Consider the following 14,933-nt stretch of genomic DNA (forward strand, 5'->3'; position numbering starts at 1 on the left):
GATTCCCCGCTCCCGCATCCGTCGCACCGGGACGACGATCCCGGCTTCCCGTTCCGGCGCGCGGCTCCGACCTAGCGGTGCGGCAATTCCGCAGCGTCCGGCAGGTCTAGGCGGCCTTTGGGGCCGAAATCGGGGAACAGCGCCTCCACGGATTGGGCCGGCGTGGCCTGCGGGTCAAGCAGGTGAATGCGCTGCTTGGCGAGGCTGTCCGCCGTGATCACCGCGAGAGCACGCTTGGGACAGGGGCCAAGGCACCCGACCTCGACCACGCGCGGCTTGCGCGCCGTGAGGCGCCGCTTGAGTTCGCTCTTGAGCTGCCGCCGCACCGAGCCCTTCTTCAGGCCCTGGCGCTTGACGCACTTGCTGCAGACCAGCACGAGTTCCGTGAACCCGGCCCGCGCCATGCGGATCCGCGCCGGGCGGGCCGCCTCCCTGTCCGTGTCATCCATGCCGTCCCCGATGTCCCCTGCGGCCCCATGCGCCGAAAGCCCCCTGCGCCGACCCCCTCCACCCAGGCCCCACCACCAGGGCGACGCGCCTTAAAAAGGGCCGAAAAATGAAGGACTCGTCGGGTTCAACACGAGGACGGCGAGAGGGCTCCCCAGGCGTGACCATATGCAACGTCATCAGGCTCGGGCAAACTCGCCGCCCATGATGCTGCGTCCGCCATCAGCCCTGATCGCGCCGAGCCTCGGGAACCGGAAATCATGAAGGCCGACGAGGTCAAGCAGACCGACCGCGTGCGGGGGGTGATCGATATCGCCCTGCGTTCCCTGCCGGATCTGCGCCGCAACGCCGAAACGGTCGATCCCGTTTCGCGGAGCCGCGTCCCGGCCCTCCTGCGCCGGGCGCAGGAGCGGCTGGACTGGCGCCAGCTCCCGGGCCTGCGGCCGCCGCCGAGCAAGCCGAAGAATCTGGTCGGCAGTCTTTTGCGCCAGTTCGGCGTCTTCGTCCTGCTGCCGACGGTCCTGGCGGGGATCTATTTCTACGCCTTCGCGGCCGATCAGTACGTGGCCGTGTCGCAATTCGCCGTGCGCGGTAATGTCGAGCCGATGGAAGAAAGCTCGGGCGGGCAGTTCTCCGACCTGATCATGAAGCACAACAGCCAGGACAGCTTCATCATCCGGGACTTCGTCGAGAGCCGCGCCATCGTCGCCAAGATGGAAGAGAGCCTCCACATCTCGCAGATGTTCTCGCGGCCGGAAGCGGATTTCTGGACGCGCTACCGGGTCGATCAGTCCATGGAGGAACTGGTCAAGTACTGGAACAAGCATGTCGGGACGCGGATCGAGGTGCTCTCCGGCATCATCACGCTGAGCGTGCGCGCCTTCACGCCGGAGGATGCCCTGGCGATCAATCGCGGGGTCGTGGCGCGAAGCGAAGCGCTCATCAACGACATCTCCCGCCGAGCCCAGGCCGACATGGTCAAGCATGCGGAGGCCGAGGCGACGAAGGCGCAGGAGCGCCTGCGCAACGCCCACATGGCGCTCCAGGTCTTCCGGAATCGCTGGGGCATCATCGATCCGGCCAAGGCCGCCGAGTCCACCCTGACGACGATCGGCACGCTGCGGAAGGACCGGCTCAAGGCCGAGTCCGACCTCGCGGTCCTGCGCGGCTCCAATCTCGACGAGAAGTCCCGCAGCATCCAGAACCTGGCGTCCACCGTCGCGGCCCTCGATCAGCAGATCCAGAAGCTGACCGACCAGCTCACCAGCGACGGCCTGTCGGGCTCGAACGCCGCGAACAACATGACCCGCGCGCTCCTCGAATACGAGGGCCTGCAGGTCGAGCGCGTCATCGCCACCAAGCTCAACGAATCCGCGAACCTGATGGTGGACCGGGCCCGCATCGCTGCCAACAAGCAGCAGATCTACCTGGCAACGTTCGTCGAACCGGCCCTGCCCGACGATTCGATCTTCCCGCAGCGCGGCTACAGCATCATGGTCGTCTTCTTCGGGTGCCTGGTGGTCTGGAGCTCGATCGCCCTCATCCTCGCGGGCGTCAACGATCAGCGCCTCTAGAGTTTGTCAGGGATCGGTGGAAACCTGCTATCCTGAGAAGACAAACGACAGAAGAGACATCGAGCGTCTGCCGGGTTCAGGATGAACCCGACGGACTCCAGCCCGTCCCACGCCCCGGTCGTTCCCGCCAGCACGCATGTCCGAATTCACCGATCTCATCGCCCGCGCGGTCAATCCCGCCATGTCCCGCACGGAGCGGGAAGCGGTCTACAGCGTCGTCAAGCAGGCGGTCGAGCGCTTGCAGGCCCGCGACGGCCTGGAGGCGAACGATCCGCGCAGCGCGCTGCAGCAGCATCTCGTCGAGGAGACGATCCGCGACGTCGAAGCCGACATCGCCCGGTTCCATTCGATGGAGAAGCTCGAGCGCGCCCACGAGGCCCAGATGGCCGCCGAGCGCGCCAACAACGGCCGCTGAGGTCGGCCCGTCGGGGCGACCCGGGCTTTTCAGCTCCCGCGATCAGCCATAGGCGGCCACGGCCCGGACGCTGCCGGGCTCGGCCACCGACAGGCCGGCCTCGACGTACTCGTTGAGCTTGTTGCGCAGGGTGCGGATCGAGATGCCGAGGATCCTGGCGGCATGCGTCCGGTTGCCGAGGCAATGGTCCAGGGTGTCGAGGATGAGGTCGCACTCGACCTGCGCCACCGTCTGCCCCACGAGACCGCGCGTGGCGGCCTCCGCCACCCGGGCGGCGCGCTCGGCCGGCCCGGCCGAGACCGGTGCGATGCTGTCGCCCTCCGGGGTCAGGATCGCGTCGGGTCCGATCTCGGGTCCCGCGGCCAGGAGCACCGCGCGGTGCAGGGTGTTCTCGAGTTCGCGGACGTTGCCGCGCCAGGGATTGGCGCGCATCAGGCCCTGGGCCTCGGCGCTGAGGGGCCGCACCGGCACGCCGTTCACCTCGGCGTACTTCCGGGCGAAATGCGCCGCCAGTTCGAGGATGTCGGCGGGGCGCTCGCGCAGGGGCGGCAGGCGCAGGTGCACGACGTTCAGCCGGTAGTAGAGATCCTCGCGGAAGGTGCCCTTGCGGACCTCCTCCACCAGGTTGCGGTTGGAGGTGGCGAGCACGCGGATGTCGACCTTGACCGGCGCGGTCCCGCCGACCCGGTCGATCACCCGCTCCTGCAGGGCGCGCAGGAGCTTCGACTGCAGCCGCACGTCCATCTCGGAGATCTCGTCGAGGAGGAGCGTGCCGCCATGGGCCTCCTCGAAGCGGCCGATGCGGCGCGCCACGGCGCCCGTGAAGGCGCCCTTCTCGTGGCCGAACAGCTCGGATTCCAGCAGCGCTTCGGGAATCGCCGCACAGTTCACCGAGACGAAGGGCCGGTTGGCCCGGTTCGACTTGCCGTGGAGATGGCGGGCCAGGACCTCCTTGCCCGTTCCGCTCTCGCCGGTGATGAGCACGGACGCCTCCGAGCGGGCCACCTGCTCGGCGAGCTTGACCACCTTCTCCATGGAGGCGTCGCGCCAGACGAAGGCGCGCCCGTCCTCGGAGACCGCCTGCAGCACCGCCGCGATCAGCTCGGGATCGGGGGGCAGGGGGATGTATTCCCGCGCGCCGGCCTGGATCGCGGCCACCGCCGCCTTGGCGTCCGTGGCGACGCCGCAGGCGATGACGGGGGTGCGGATGCGCTCCTCGGCCAGGGCCGTGACCAGATCGCGGATCGCCAGGGCCACGTCGATCATGATGAGGTCGGCGCCCTTGGCCCGCAGCACCGCGAGGCCCTGGGCGAGGCTCTCGGCATTGGTGACGGCCGCGCCCCGGTTCATGGCGATCTTGGAGGCGGTGATCAGCTCGCCGTTGAGCCGTCCGATGATGAGAAGCCGCATGGCTCAGGGTCTCCGTCAGGGTCGGCTTCGCGCGGGGGGCGCGGCAGCCGGGAAGGCGAGGGGGGTCAGTGGTCGCTCTTGATGATCTCGGTCATCGTGACGCCGAGGCGATCCTCGACGAGCACCACCTCGCCGCGCGCCACGAGGCGGTTGTTCACGAAGATGTCGATGGCCTCGCCGACCTTGCGGTCGAGCTCGAGCACGGCGCCGGGCTGAAGCCGGAGCAGGTCGCCGATCGGCATGCGCGAGGAGCCGAGCACCGCCGAGACCACCACCGGCACGTCGAAGACCTGCTCCAGGTCGGCGGCGCTCTTGGGCGTGGTGGGCGTCTCGCGGATCGACTCGGTGCCGAGGCCGTCGAAGGAGGCATCCAAGCCGTTGAGCTGGGGCAGGCTGAAATCGTCGGACATGCGGAGGTTTCTCGGGCTGAGTTCGGGTCGGGCGGTCGGTTCAGGCTGGAAGTCCGAGGGCGGAGAGCACCGCGGCTTCGATCTGGGCCCGGTCCCGGACGACGCCGCCATCGGCCCATTCCATGCGGGCATCGCCCGGCGCGAGATCGGGCTCGCCGAGGACCACGAGGCGGCCCTCGAAGCCGCGCTCGCGGGCGAGCCGCTTCACCAGGGCCTCGGAGTCGTCGACCAGGCTCTCGTGCACCCGGACGACGAGGTGGGGGACGCCGCGCAGGTGCTGGAGCGCGGCGCGGGCCGCGTCGCCGATCGCCGCCAGGGGCTGCGCGTCCAGGGCCTCGCCGGCGATCTTGCGGGCGAGCAGGATGGCGAAGTCGAGGGCCTCGTCCTCGCGCGCCTGGTCCCGGGCGTCCGATTGCCCGATCAGGCCCGCCGCCGCGAGGCCCACCCGGGTGAGGGCGTCGGACAGGCGCGCCTGGATCTGCTGCTCGGCCAGGGCCTGGCCCTCGCGCAGGCCGCGCGCGTAGCCCTCGGCCTCGGCGCGCGCCACGGTCTCCGCCAGGGCGGCCGCCTCCTTGGCGGCGACCGGATTGTCGGGCCGGGGCCGGAAGTCGGTGTCGAAGAGGAAGCGGCGCGCGTTCAATAGACCAGCTCCTCCTCGCCGCTCGACTTGGCGATCATGATCTCGCCCTTCTCGGCGAGTTCCTTGGCCAGCTCGGTCATCTTGGCCTGCGCCTCGTCGACGTCCTTCAGGCGGATCGGGCCGAGGGAGCCCATCTCGTCGGTGATGTTCTTGGCCGCGCGGGTGGACATGTTCTTCAGGAAGAAGTTGCGCACCCGGTCGTCGGCGCCCTTCAGGGCCCGGCACAGGGTCTCGTTGTCGACCTTGCGCAGGAGGGTCTGGACGCTGCCGGCATCGAGCTTCAGCAGGTCCTCGAAGGTGAACATCAGCTGGCGGATCTTCTTGGCCGAGCCGCGATTGGCCTGGTCGAGGGCGGTGAGGAAGCGGCCTTCCGTCTGCCGGTCGAAGGCGTTGAAGACGTCGGCCATCAGCTCGTGGGCGTCGCGCCGCGTGGTCTGCGCGATGGTCGACACGAACTCGACCCGCAGGGTCTCCTCGATGTGGCGCAGGGCCTCCTTCTGCACCGTCTCCATCCGCAGCATCCGGTTCAGGACGTCGATGGCGAAGTCCTCGGGGAGGATGGTGAGCACCCGGGCCGCGTAATCCGAGCGCACCTTGGAGAGCACCACCGCGACGGTCTGCGGGTACTCGTTGCGCAGGAAGGAGGCGAGGATCTCGGGATCGATCTGGGTCAGGCTCGCCCAGACGCGCTTGCCCGAGGCGCCCTTGATCTCCGCCATGATCGAGGAGACCTGCTCGGACGGGAAGATCTTGAGGAGCAGGGATTCCGTCCGCTCGAAGTTCGAGGTGATACCGCCGCCGGAGGACAGGCGGGACACGAAGTCGACGATGAGCTTCTCGACCGTCTCGGCCTCGAGGGAGCCCAGCTGCACCATGGCGTGCGAGACGAGCTTCACCTCGTCCTCGTCGAGCATCTGCCAGATCGGCGCGCCCTCGCTCTCCCCGAGGAGGAGCAGGAGCGCGGCGGCGCGCTGGGCCCCGGTCATGGCGCCGAAGGCGCCGTTGCCGCCCTTGGCGAGTTCCGCCTGGAGGTTCAATCCCGAGGACATGGTCTCAACGCCTCACGGTGGGGAGGGGGGACAGGACGCGCATCAGCTCTCGTGAATCCAGTTGCGGAGCACTTCCACGGTCTCGCTCGGGCTGGCGCGGACCATGTCGACCACGCGCTGGACGGTCTCGGCCTGGACCTTGCCGTTGAGCTGGGCGAAATCCACGAGGCGGGCGGTCGGGTTGTCGGGCGCCACCATCAGCGCCTCGCCGCCCGCCACCGCTCCGGCCGCTCCGGCGCCCGAGACCAGGGCGATCTGGATCGGCTCCGAGGCCAGCACCTTCTTCAGGAGCGGGCGCACCACCGCCATCAGGACGATCAGGGTCAGCATCGTCAGCACGCCGAGTTCGACGATCCGCATGATCTCCTCCTTGGAGGGAGAGAGCAGCGACTGGACCAGGGACGGCTCGGCGAATTCGGCCGGGACGGGCGTCTCGGCGAAGCGGAGGTTCACCACCTCGACCTGATCGCCGCGCGCCTTGTCGAAGCCGATGGCCGAGCGCACCAGGGCGGCGATGCGGTCGACCTCGGCGACCGGGCGGGCCTGGTAGACGGGCTTGCCGTCCGGGCCGGGCACGTAGGCGCCGTCCACCACCACCGCCACGGAGAGGCGCTTGATCCGGCCGCCTTCGGCGACCTCGGTCTTGGTCACCCGGGAGATCTCGTAATTCGTGGTCTCCTCGTTCTTGTTCGTGGAATCCTTCTGGGTCGGTGTCTGGCCGGGCTGATTGGCGCCCGGGAGCTCGTTGCCGACGCTGACCGCGCCCTCGGCACCGCCCGTCAGCGAATTCTCGGTGCGGGTCTGGGTCGAGCGCACCACCCGGCTCTCGGGGTCGAAGCTCTCGGACCGGCTCTCGATGCGGTTCAGGTCGAGCTCGGCGCTGACCTGGATGCGGGCGCGCCCGGCGCCGACGATGCCGGCGACGATCTCCTCGATCTGCGCGCGCAGGCGGCGCTCGATGCCGACCTGCTTCTCCTCCATGCCGGCGCCGGTCTCGGCCTCGGCCCCGCGGGCGCCATCCGCGAGCAGGCGCCCGCGCTCGTCGACGATGGAGACCCGCTCCGGCTTCAGGCCCTCGACGGCGGAGGCCGCGAGGTGGCGGATGGCGCGCACCTGGGAGGGGTCGAGGTCGCCCATCAGCTTGAGCACGATGGCGGCGCTCGGCATCTCCCGGTCGCGCTCGAACAGCCGTCGCTCGGGGATCACGAGGTGGACGCGCGCCGCCTGGACCCGCCCGATGGCGCGGATGGAGCGGGACAGTTCGCCCTCCAGGGCGCGCAGGTGGTTCACGTTCTGGACGAAGTTGGTGGACGAGAAGGCGTCGCCCTTGTCGAAGATCTCGTAGCCGACGCCGGCGGCGCTCGGCAGGCCCTTGCCGGCGAGGTCCATGCGCAGGCGGGGCAGGTCGGCCCGGGGGGCGAGGATGGTCTGGCCCGCGTCGCCCTTGGTCTCGTACTTGATGCCGCGCGCGTCGAGGTCACGGATCACGGCCGAGGAATCCGACATCGACAGGTCCGCGAAGAGCACGCCCATGTCGGGCTTCGAGACACGCAGGATCACGAAGGCGAAGAAGCCGATCAGCGTCATCGTGACGGCGGCCATTGCGGCCAGGCGCGCCGGGCCCAACTTGGTCACGAGGTCGAGGACCGGTTTCACGACGCGACGCACCCACCCGAGACGCGGCGCCGGACTGCCGGCACCCGCTCGGCAAAATTTGCCTGGGTCGTGGTTAGCGTCGAGTTAACGATCCTGAACGAAGGGGTGTCGGCGCCACCCGGGAAGACCGCAAAACGCGAAAGCCGCGCCCGGGTGAGGGGACGCGGCTTCCGGGTTCGGGAGGGGCGGCGACGGGGTCCGACGGAGACCCCGGCCATCGCCCGGCTCAGTGGCGGTAGTGCTGGATGCGCGTGGTGCGCAGGCCGGCCAGACCGTGCTGATCGATGGAGAACTGCCAGCTCAGGAACTCCTCGGTGGTGAGGGTGTAGCGCTGGCAGGCCTCTTCGAGGCTGAGCAATCCGCCTCTGACGGCGGCGACCACTTCGGCCTTGCGACGGATCACCCATCGCCGGGTCGTGGTCGGCGGAAGGTCCGCGATGGTTAACGGACTTCCATCAGGCCCGATGACGTACTTAACTCTCGGGCGGCTTGGTTCGGTCATGATACGCTCTACAACTCGACTGACCTGTCGAGATTGGAAGCTACTTGTGCCCACTTAAGATATCTTGAAGCGGATCGTTCGCATTGGATTCGCCCTGTTCGTCATGTGGACAACCCGGCGCCGATGTCCTGAACGGTGGAGACCGGAACCCGTGATTTGCCGACCATCAGCACCGGCTCCGAGCCGCTGAGATCGACGCTGTCGACGGTCCCGCTCACCTTGGTGTCGACCGTGACCTTCGCCCCCGTGGCGTCCACGGCATCGACCTTGATCGCGTAGGTCCCGTTGGGCGCGGTGAAGCCGCTGGACGAGCGGCCGTCCCAGGTGAAGGCCTGTTCGCCCGCGGTGAGGGCCTTGGTCTGCGTCGCCACCACGTTGCCCTTGGCGTCGCTGATCGTCATCGTCGCCTGCTTGGCCGCCCGCGCCGGCGTCAGGGTCCAGCTCGCGGCGCCGTCCTTGAGGGCCGTGGATTTGCCGTCCGCCGTGATCGTCTGGCCGATGAAGCCCGTGGCCGAGGCGGCGCTCGACGACTTCGCATTGCTCAGGATCGAGTCCAGGCGGTCGTTGGACTTCAGCTGCTGCTCCACGCCGGCATACTGCACCAGTTGCTGGGTGAACTGGTTGGTGTCCATCGGGTCGAGGGGATTCTGGTTCTTCAGCTGCGTGGTCAGCAGCGTCAGAAACTGGGTGAAATTCCCGGCGAGCTCCTGCTGCGAGGTCTTGGTCGTTCCGCTCGACGCGGTGGTACTCGAAGCGCCGGTGATGCCTGAAGCCATGATCGGGTTCCTCAGATGCGGATGTCGATGCCGAGGAGGGCGCCGTAACGGCGCATCGGAACGGCGGCGAGGGAAGTCGGATCGGGTGTGTCGGCACGGGCGCTCCGGCCCGTCTCGGACCGCTGCCCATCGGAACCGGCGCCGCTCTGTCGGTCGTCGGACGGACCGTCTCCACGGAGCGAGAGGTTGATGCTGCCGTCGCCGGGATTCAGGCCGGCCTGGGCCAGGGCCTGCTGCAGGTTGCCGGCGTCGCGCTGCAGCAGCGCCAGGGTCTCGGGGCGGTCGACGACCAGACGCGCCTGGACCGCGCCGGTCTCCTTGTCGATGTCGAGGTTGACGTCGATGCGGCCGAGATCCTTCGGATCGAGGCGAATCTCGAACTGGTTGCTGCCCGCGAGGGAGCGCAGGCCGATCGTCATCGGCACGGCGCCGAGGGGCACCGGCGCCGGTGCGGGCGCGCCCGGCGCGCCGGGGGCGACCGCCTCCGCTGCCTTCGCGGGCGCCGGCGCGGGCGCCGCCGGGGCGGCGGGCGTCAGGTCGGTGCGGGCGGCGGCGTCCGAGGCCGGGGCGAGGGCGGCGGCGAGATCGCCCTGCGGCTTGCCGTTGCCCGGCTCACCGCTCTCGGACCCGTCGCCACGGCCGGCGGGCGCCTGGACCTGCAGGCCGGGTAGCCCCCGGGCCGCGCTCCCGTCGTGGTTCGTGCCCACGGCCACGACCGGCGCAGCGGTCCCGGACGCATCGGCGGGAACCGCGCCGCCGGGGCCGGCCGCCGCGGCGCCCTGCGCGGCGGAAGCCAGGGCGGTGGGCGGTGGGGCAGTCGGCAGAAGCAGGATCGGCGTCGCGGTTCCGGCCTGCGCGGTGGCCTCGGTCTTCTCCGACGGGTCGGCGGAGGCGGCTTCCCCAGCCGTCGTGGCGCCGGTGGCTGCGTCGCTCTCGGCCGGCGCGGTCGTGTCCTGGCGCGCGCTCGCCCCGGGTGATGCGTTCGTCGCGTCGCGCGGGCCCCGCGCCGCGTCCGATGCTCCGGGACGGGCGGGATCGCGTCCGCCGCGGGCCTCGGCGCCGGCCGCGCCCGTCCTGTTGCTGCCCGCCTTCGCCCCGTCCGCCTTCACCCCCTCCGCCTTGGCCCCGTCCGCCTTGAGCGCGCGCGCCTCGACCTGACGCGCCTCGGCCGCGGCCTTCGCGGTGTCGCGGGCCTGCGCCGCCTCGCGGTTCGCCGCCGCGTCGTTGGCCCGTTGGGAGGCGATCCGGTCGCTGCGGGCATCGGCCGCCGCACGGTCGTCCCGGGCATGGGCCTCCGCGGCCCGCGGACGAGGGTCGGGCGCGGGCGCGTCGAGCCGGAAGGTGGTGGCGGCCGATCCCCGCGACGGAACCGCGCCCGGCGAAGCCGTGCGCCGGGATAGTGCGTTCCAATCGATCGATGAGACGGCCATGGGCGACAATCCTCTCCGCCGCATCCCTCCGCAAGGTGCGGGCCAGCGCGCGCGGAACGCAAGCCACTGTACAGAAAAGTCTTTTTCTCTGAGACCCCGTCCCGCGCCGGTGCAAGGGGGCAAATCCTGCCGGGCGCCCGGCAGCTTTGGCCCGACCGCCGCCGCCATGCGCGGGGACACACCCGGCGCACCGGCCTCCCTGGAACTCGCGCCCGAGGATGGCTATAGACTCACGCGCGGGGCCGGACCGGTCCCTCCCGGCACAGTCTGGCGCGATGAATTCCCTCGATCTTCCCAAGGCTCCCCACGAGACGCGCGTCGTCGTCGCCATGTCGGGCGGCGTCGATTCCTCCGTCGTGGCCGGGCTCCTGAAGCGGCAGGGCTACGACGTCGTCGGCATCACGCTCCAGCTCTACGATCACCGCGCCGCCACCCATCGCAAGGGGGCCTGCTGCGCCGGCCAGGACATCCACGACGCGCGCCGGGTGGCCGAGACCCTCGGCATTCCCCATTACGTCCTCGATTACGAGGACCGCTTCCGGGAATCGGTGATCGACCGCTTCGCCGAGAGCTACCTCGCCGGCGAGACGCCGATCCCCTGCGTCGAGTGCAACCGCTCGATCAAGTTCCGCGACCTGCTGCGCACCGCCCGGGACCTGGAGGCCGATTGCCTCGCCACCGGGCACTACGTGGCGAGCCGGCCCGAGGCCTCCGGCGGACGCGGGCTCTACCGCGCCCTCGATCCGGCCCGGGACCAGAGCTACTTCCTCTATGCCACCACGGCGGAACAGCTCGACTTCCTGCGCTTCCCCCTGGGCGAGCTCCCGAAGGACGAGACCCGGCGCCTCGCCCGCGACCTCGGCCTCGCCGTGGCCGAGAAGGCCGACAGCCAGGACATCTGCTTCGTGCCCCAGGGGCGCTACGCCGACGTGATCGCGCGGCTGCGGCCGGACGCGGCCCGGGCCGGTGAGATCGTCGATCTCGGCGGCCGGGTGCTCGGGCAGCACGAGGGCATCATTCACTACACCGTCGGCCAGCGCCGGGGCCTGCGCCTCGCGGTGGGCGAGCCCCTCTACGTCATCCGCCTCGAGCCCGACACCGCCCGGGTCGTGGTCGGGCCGCGCGCGGCGCTCGCCACCAGCCGCATCCGCATCACCGACCTGAACTGGCTCGGCGACGCGGGGCCGGTGGAGAGCCTGCCGGTGGCGGTGCGCGTGCGCTCGACCCGGGAGCCGCGACCGGCCCTCCTGAGCCGCGATGCGTCGGGCGACGGCGCCGAGATCGTCCTCGCCACCCCGGAGGACGGCGTCTCGCCCGGACAGGCCTGCGTGCTCTACGCCGATGACGGCCCGCGCGCCCGGGTCCTCGGCGGTGGCACCATCCGGCGCATCGACGCGTTGGCGACCGGCGCGGCCGAAGCGGCCTGACCGGATCACGGCCCGAACGAACCCCATCCCCCAACAGGACGACGAGATCGACATGCTGAGCGAGCCGCGGGAGGCCGGTCCGAGCACCGCCCTGATGCGCAAGGCCTATGCGCGCTGGGCGCCGGTCTACGACGTGGTCTACGACAAGCTGACGGAGCCGGCCGCCCGCGACGCGGTGAACGCCGCCGTCGCCTGCGGCCCGCGCATCCTTGAGGCCGGCGTCGGCACCGGCCTGTCGCTGGGCTACTACCCCCCGACGAGCTTCGTCTGCGGCGTCGACCTCTCCGAGGACATGCTGAAGCGCGCGCGCGCCAAGGTTCTGCGCCGCGGCCTGCGCCACGTGCGCGGCCTCCAGGTGATGGACGTCTGCCGCCTCGGCTACGCCGATGCGAGCTTCGACGCCGTGGTGGCGCAGTTCCTCATCACCCTGGTGCCGGATCCCGAGGCCGCCCTCTCCGAGTTCCTCCGCGTGGTCCGGCCGGGCGGCGAGATCGTGCTGGCCAATCATTTCGGCCAGGACACCGGGCCCGTGGCCAAAGTCGAGGAGATCGTGGCGCCGCTCTGCACGAAGATCGGCTGGTCCTCCGACTTCAAGGCGAGCCGGATCGAGGCCTGGGCCCGTGCCCATGGGGTCGAGTTCATCGGCGTCGCGCCGACCTTCCCGGGCGGGTTCTTCAAGATCCTGCGGATGCGCAAGCGCGGGTGAGCGCGCCGACGCCTCCGCCCGCCGGACCCGCCGGAGCGCCGAGCCGGCTGAAGCGCCTCCTCCGCTGGGGACCGCTCCTGCTCCTCGTCTGCGCCTCCCTGGCCGTGCTGGCCTCCGGCGCCTCGCATCTCCTCAGCCTTGACCGGCTGCTCGCCTCCCGGGCCTGGCTCAACGCCTGGGTGGCCGAGGATCGCTTCCGCGCGATGGTGGTCGCCTACCTCGTCTATGTCGGGGCCGTGGTGGTGTCGGTGCCGGCCTCGCTCTTCCTGACGATGCTGTGCGGATTCCTGTTCGGGATCGTGCCCGGCGCCCTCGTCGCCGTCGCCTCGGCCACCACGGGGGCCGCCATCGTCTTCACCATCGGGCGCGGGGCGGCCTCCGACCTGCTCCTGCGGCGGGCCGGTCCCCGCCTGGCGGGCCTCGCGGCGGGCTTTCGCGAGGACGCCTTCGGCTACATCGCCTTCCTGCGCCTGCTGCCGATCTTTCCGTTCTGGATGACCAACCTCGCCCCGGCCGCCTTCGGGGTGCGGCGCAGCACCTTCGTGCTGGCGACCCTAATCGGCCTCCTGCCGGGGGCCTTCGTGTACGCCGCCACCGGCGCGGCGATCGAGGACGTGGTGCTGGCGCACGAGACCGCCAAGGCGGCATGCCTCGCCGCCGACGGCCTCGATTGCGAGAACGCCCTGACTTTGCGCGCGCTCATCACCCCCAAGATGGTGCTCGGCCTGGGCGCCCTGGCCGCCCTGGCCCTGATCTCGGTATTCCTACGACGTCGCCTCCAGGCGCGGCGCCGGCTAGAATCCTGATCGAATTTGGCCAGACACCTGATCTAAAAAGTTGTATCTCCGGACGCAGCCTAATGCGGTGCGGAGCGTTGGTGGGCAATCGCGCTCCGAGCCGTCGCCCTGAAAACGCCACTGGATCACGCTCCAGATCGGGTTCACGCCGTCACCCGCCGCGCCGTTGGGACACCGGAAACGCCAAGTACCGAGATGGGTGTGACGTCGCGCGTCGAAATTCAGCAGGAGGCGACCGCCACGAACCCCGTGGCCGCCCGCGGTCTCGGCCGGCATCTCGGCCTGTCCGGTCGGCTCTTCCTGCTCACCGTGGCGTTCGTGGCGCTGATCGAGGTGCTGATCTACGTCCCGACGGTGGCGAATTACCGCCGGATGTGGCTGTCGGACCGGATCGCCGCCGCCCAGGTGGCCGCCCTCGTCCTCGACGCGGCCCCCGACCAGCAGGTCTCGGAGGGGCTGTCCCAGCGCCTGCTCGCGGGTGCGGGCGCGCGGGCCATCGCGGTGCGCGGCAACGGGACCCGCCGGCTCCTCGCCAACGAGCCGGTCCCGGACACGGTCTCGGACACCATCGACCTGCGGTCGGAGCATTGGATCCGGTCGATCAACGGCGTCGCCCGGACGCTCCTGACCGAATCGGGCGATCCGATCCGCGTGATCGGGCACGGCCGCGACGGCTTCGACCTCGTGGAGATCCTGATGGATCCCCACCCCCTGCGGGAGGCCGTGGCGGATTTCTCGATCCGGCTGGCTTTGTCCTCCCTGGCCCTCGCGGCGACCGTCGCGGGCCTGATCTTCCTCGTCCTGCAGCGGGTGATCGTGCGGCCGGTCCGGCGCCTCGTCCAGAACATCACGGGGTTCGCCGACGATCCGGAAGCGATCGACGGCGTGATCGTGCCCTCGCGGCGCACGGACGAGATCGGCCATGCCGAGATCGCGCTCGCCCGCATGGAGACGGCGCTCGCGAGCGAGCTGCGCGAGAAGCGGCGGCTGGCCGGCCTCGGGTTGTCGGTGAGCAAGATCAACCACGAACTGCGCAACCTGCTGACGACGGCCCAGCTCCTCAGCGACCGCCTCGACGGCGTCGCCGATCCCGTCGCCCAGCGGGTGGCCCCCCGCCTCGTCGCGACGCTGGATCGGGCGATCCGGTTCTGCGAGGAAACCCTGGCCTACGGGCGGGCGACGGAGCGCAACCCGAACCGCCGCCTCGTCCCCATCGCCCAGATCGTCGCCGAGCAGGCGGACCTGGCCGGGCGCGGGCGCGATTCGAAGATCGTCATCCGCGAACTCTGTCCGACCGAGCTCCGGATCTTCGTCGACCCGGACCAATTCTCGCGCGCGCTCGCCAACATCGTCCGGAACGCCGTGCAGGCCCTGAGCCCGCAGGGGGCCGGCTACGAGGCGCCGTCCCAGGAGAACCCCGAGATCACCATCCGGGCCCGCCGCCAGGGCCAGCCCGGCGCCGGCGAGACGACGATCCTCGTGGCCGACAACGGCCCCGGCCTGCCGTCCCGGGCCCGCGAGCACCTGTTCTCCCCGTTCAAGGGCTCGTCGCGCTCCGGCGGCACCGGCCTCGGCCTCGCCATCGCGTCGGAGCTGATCGAGCTGAACGGCGGACGCCTCAGCCTCGACGACACCGCGATCGGCACCTGCTTCCGCATCACCATCCCGGACGCCGCCGTCGCCTGAGCCGACGT

At 70.6% G+C, this 14,933-nt stretch carries 15 protein-coding genes; 6 read left to right on the forward strand and 9 right to left on the reverse strand.

Going from position 1 to position 14,933, the window contains the following annotated elements; genetic code table 11:
• Nucleotides 1-71: 71 nt before the first annotated feature.
• On the reverse strand, nucleotides 72-449 hold the full coding sequence (locus ASG51_RS00660) for a (2Fe-2S) ferredoxin domain-containing protein (RefSeq protein WP_056378435.1): 378 nt from the start codon (nucleotides 447-449) through the stop codon (nucleotides 72-74).
• 258 nt (nucleotides 450-707) lie between these two features.
• Here ASG51_RS00660 and ASG51_RS00665 point away from each other — a divergent pair, with 258 nt between their 5' ends.
• Together ASG51_RS00665 and ASG51_RS00670 are read left to right on the forward strand one after the other, a co-directional pair.
• A complete protein-coding gene (locus ASG51_RS00665) occupies nucleotides 708-2,021 on the forward strand; it encodes a hypothetical protein (RefSeq protein ID WP_056211034.1) in 1,314 nt (437 codons plus the stop codon).
• A 136-nt stretch (nucleotides 2,022-2,157) separates the two neighbouring features.
• The gene (locus tag ASG51_RS00670) at nucleotides 2,158-2,436 is read left to right on the forward strand and encodes a hypothetical protein (protein ID WP_056211036.1); all 279 of its coding nucleotides are present in this window, start codon (nucleotides 2,158-2,160) and stop codon (nucleotides 2,434-2,436) included.
• Between the two features lie 42 nt (nucleotides 2,437-2,478).
• Here ASG51_RS00670 and ASG51_RS00675 read toward each other — a convergent pair whose 3' ends face one another.
• From ASG51_RS00675 to ASG51_RS00710, 8 genes are all read right to left on the reverse strand, one after another.
• A complete protein-coding gene (locus ASG51_RS00675) occupies nucleotides 2,479-3,846 on the reverse strand; it encodes a sigma-54 dependent transcriptional regulator (protein WP_056211038.1) in 1,368 nt (455 codons plus the stop codon).
• Between the two features lie 65 nt (nucleotides 3,847-3,911).
• Nucleotides 3,912-4,256: a flagellar motor switch protein FliN gene (gene fliN / locus ASG51_RS00680; protein WP_056211040.1), complete on the reverse strand. Its 345-nt coding sequence runs from the start codon at nucleotides 4,254-4,256 to the stop codon at nucleotides 3,912-3,914.
• 40 nt (nucleotides 4,257-4,296) lie between these two features.
• Nucleotides 4,297-4,896 carry a FliH/SctL family protein gene (locus ASG51_RS00685; protein ID WP_056272775.1) on the reverse strand — a complete coding sequence of 200 codons (600 nt, stop codon included), beginning with the start codon at nucleotides 4,894-4,896 and terminating at the stop codon, nucleotides 4,297-4,299.
• The gene (gene fliG, locus ASG51_RS00690; protein ID WP_056211044.1) at nucleotides 4,893-5,945 is read right to left on the reverse strand and encodes a flagellar motor switch protein FliG; all 1,053 of its coding nucleotides are present in this window, start codon (nucleotides 5,943-5,945) and stop codon (nucleotides 4,893-4,895) included. Before fliG ends, ASG51_RS00685 begins: the two co-directional genes overlap by 4 nt.
• A gap of 42 nt (nucleotides 5,946-5,987) precedes the next feature.
• A complete protein-coding gene (gene fliF / locus ASG51_RS00695) occupies nucleotides 5,988-7,601 on the reverse strand; it encodes a flagellar basal-body MS-ring/collar protein FliF (RefSeq protein WP_056378905.1) in 1,614 nt (537 codons plus the stop codon).
• Between the two features lie 226 nt (nucleotides 7,602-7,827).
• Nucleotides 7,828-8,103 (reverse strand): DUF1153 domain-containing protein, encoded by a 276-nt coding sequence (locus ASG51_RS00700; protein WP_018044452.1) that lies wholly within the window; start codon nucleotides 8,101-8,103, stop codon nucleotides 7,828-7,830.
• Nucleotides 8,104-8,204: 101 nt separating this feature from the next.
• Nucleotides 8,205-8,879 (reverse strand): flagellar hook capping FlgD N-terminal domain-containing protein, encoded by a 675-nt coding sequence (locus tag ASG51_RS00705; RefSeq protein WP_056211045.1) that lies wholly within the window; start codon nucleotides 8,877-8,879, stop codon nucleotides 8,205-8,207.
• 11 nt (nucleotides 8,880-8,890) lie between these two features.
• Nucleotides 8,891-10,309 carry a flagellar hook-length control protein FliK gene (locus ASG51_RS00710; RefSeq protein ID WP_056378437.1) on the reverse strand — a complete coding sequence of 473 codons (1,419 nt, stop codon included), beginning with the start codon at nucleotides 10,307-10,309 and terminating at the stop codon, nucleotides 8,891-8,893.
• 275 nt (nucleotides 10,310-10,584) lie between these two features.
• Here ASG51_RS00710 and mnmA point away from each other — a divergent pair, with 275 nt between their 5' ends.
• The 4 genes from mnmA (at nucleotide 10,585) to ASG51_RS00730 (ending at nucleotide 14,925) form a co-directional block, all read left to right on the forward strand.
• Nucleotides 10,585-11,736 (forward strand): tRNA 2-thiouridine(34) synthase MnmA, encoded by a 1,152-nt coding sequence (gene mnmA / locus ASG51_RS00715; protein WP_056378439.1) that lies wholly within the window; start codon nucleotides 10,585-10,587, stop codon nucleotides 11,734-11,736.
• Between the two features lie 52 nt (nucleotides 11,737-11,788).
• Nucleotides 11,789-12,442, forward strand: a complete 654-nt coding sequence (locus tag ASG51_RS00720; protein ID WP_056378442.1) for a class I SAM-dependent methyltransferase — start codon at nucleotides 11,789-11,791, stop codon at nucleotides 12,440-12,442.
• The gene (locus tag ASG51_RS00725; RefSeq protein WP_056378445.1) at nucleotides 12,439-13,248 is read left to right on the forward strand and encodes a VTT domain-containing protein; all 810 of its coding nucleotides are present in this window, start codon (nucleotides 12,439-12,441) and stop codon (nucleotides 13,246-13,248) included. Before ASG51_RS00720 ends, ASG51_RS00725 begins: the two co-directional genes overlap by 4 nt.
• A gap of 192 nt (nucleotides 13,249-13,440) precedes the next feature.
• A complete protein-coding gene (locus ASG51_RS00730) occupies nucleotides 13,441-14,925 on the forward strand; it encodes a HAMP domain-containing sensor histidine kinase (RefSeq protein WP_244480032.1) in 1,485 nt (494 codons plus the stop codon).
• Nucleotides 14,926-14,933 lie beyond the last annotated feature (8 nt).

It is taken from the genome of Methylobacterium sp. Leaf465 (genome assembly GCF_001424705.1).
In the GTDB taxonomy this organism is placed as follows: domain Bacteria; phylum Pseudomonadota; class Alphaproteobacteria; order Rhizobiales; family Beijerinckiaceae; genus Methylobacterium.

Coding starts and splice junctions, on each gene's coding strand:
- ASG51_RS00660 (WP_056378435.1), bottom strand. CDS start 449: ATGGATGACACGGACAGGGAGGCGGCCCGCCCGGCGCGGATCCGCATG.
- ASG51_RS00665 (WP_056211034.1), top strand. CDS start 708: ATGAAGGCCGACGAGGTCAAGCAGACCGACCGCGTGCGGGGGGTGATC.
- ASG51_RS00670 (WP_056211036.1), top strand. CDS start 2,158: ATGTCCGAATTCACCGATCTCATCGCCCGCGCGGTCAATCCCGCCATG.
- ASG51_RS00675 (WP_056211038.1), bottom strand. CDS start 3,846: ATGCGGCTTCTCATCATCGGACGGCTCAACGGCGAGCTGATCACCGCC.
- fliN (WP_056211040.1), bottom strand. CDS start 4,256: ATGTCCGACGATTTCAGCCTGCCCCAGCTCAACGGCTTGGATGCCTCC.
- fliG (WP_056211044.1), bottom strand. CDS start 5,945: ATGTCCTCGGGATTGAACCTCCAGGCGGAACTCGCCAAGGGCGGCAAC.
- ASG51_RS00700 (WP_018044452.1), bottom strand. CDS start 8,103: ATGACCGAACCAAGCCGCCCGAGAGTTAAGTACGTCATCGGGCCTGAT.
- ASG51_RS00705 (WP_056211045.1), bottom strand. CDS start 8,879: ATGGCTTCAGGCATCACCGGCGCTTCGAGTACCACCGCGTCGAGCGGA.
- ASG51_RS00710 (WP_056378437.1), bottom strand. CDS start 10,309: ATGGCCGTCTCATCGATCGATTGGAACGCACTATCCCGGCGCACGGCT.
- mnmA (WP_056378439.1), top strand. CDS start 10,585: ATGAATTCCCTCGATCTTCCCAAGGCTCCCCACGAGACGCGCGTCGTC.
- ASG51_RS00720 (WP_056378442.1), top strand. CDS start 11,789: ATGCTGAGCGAGCCGCGGGAGGCCGGTCCGAGCACCGCCCTGATGCGC.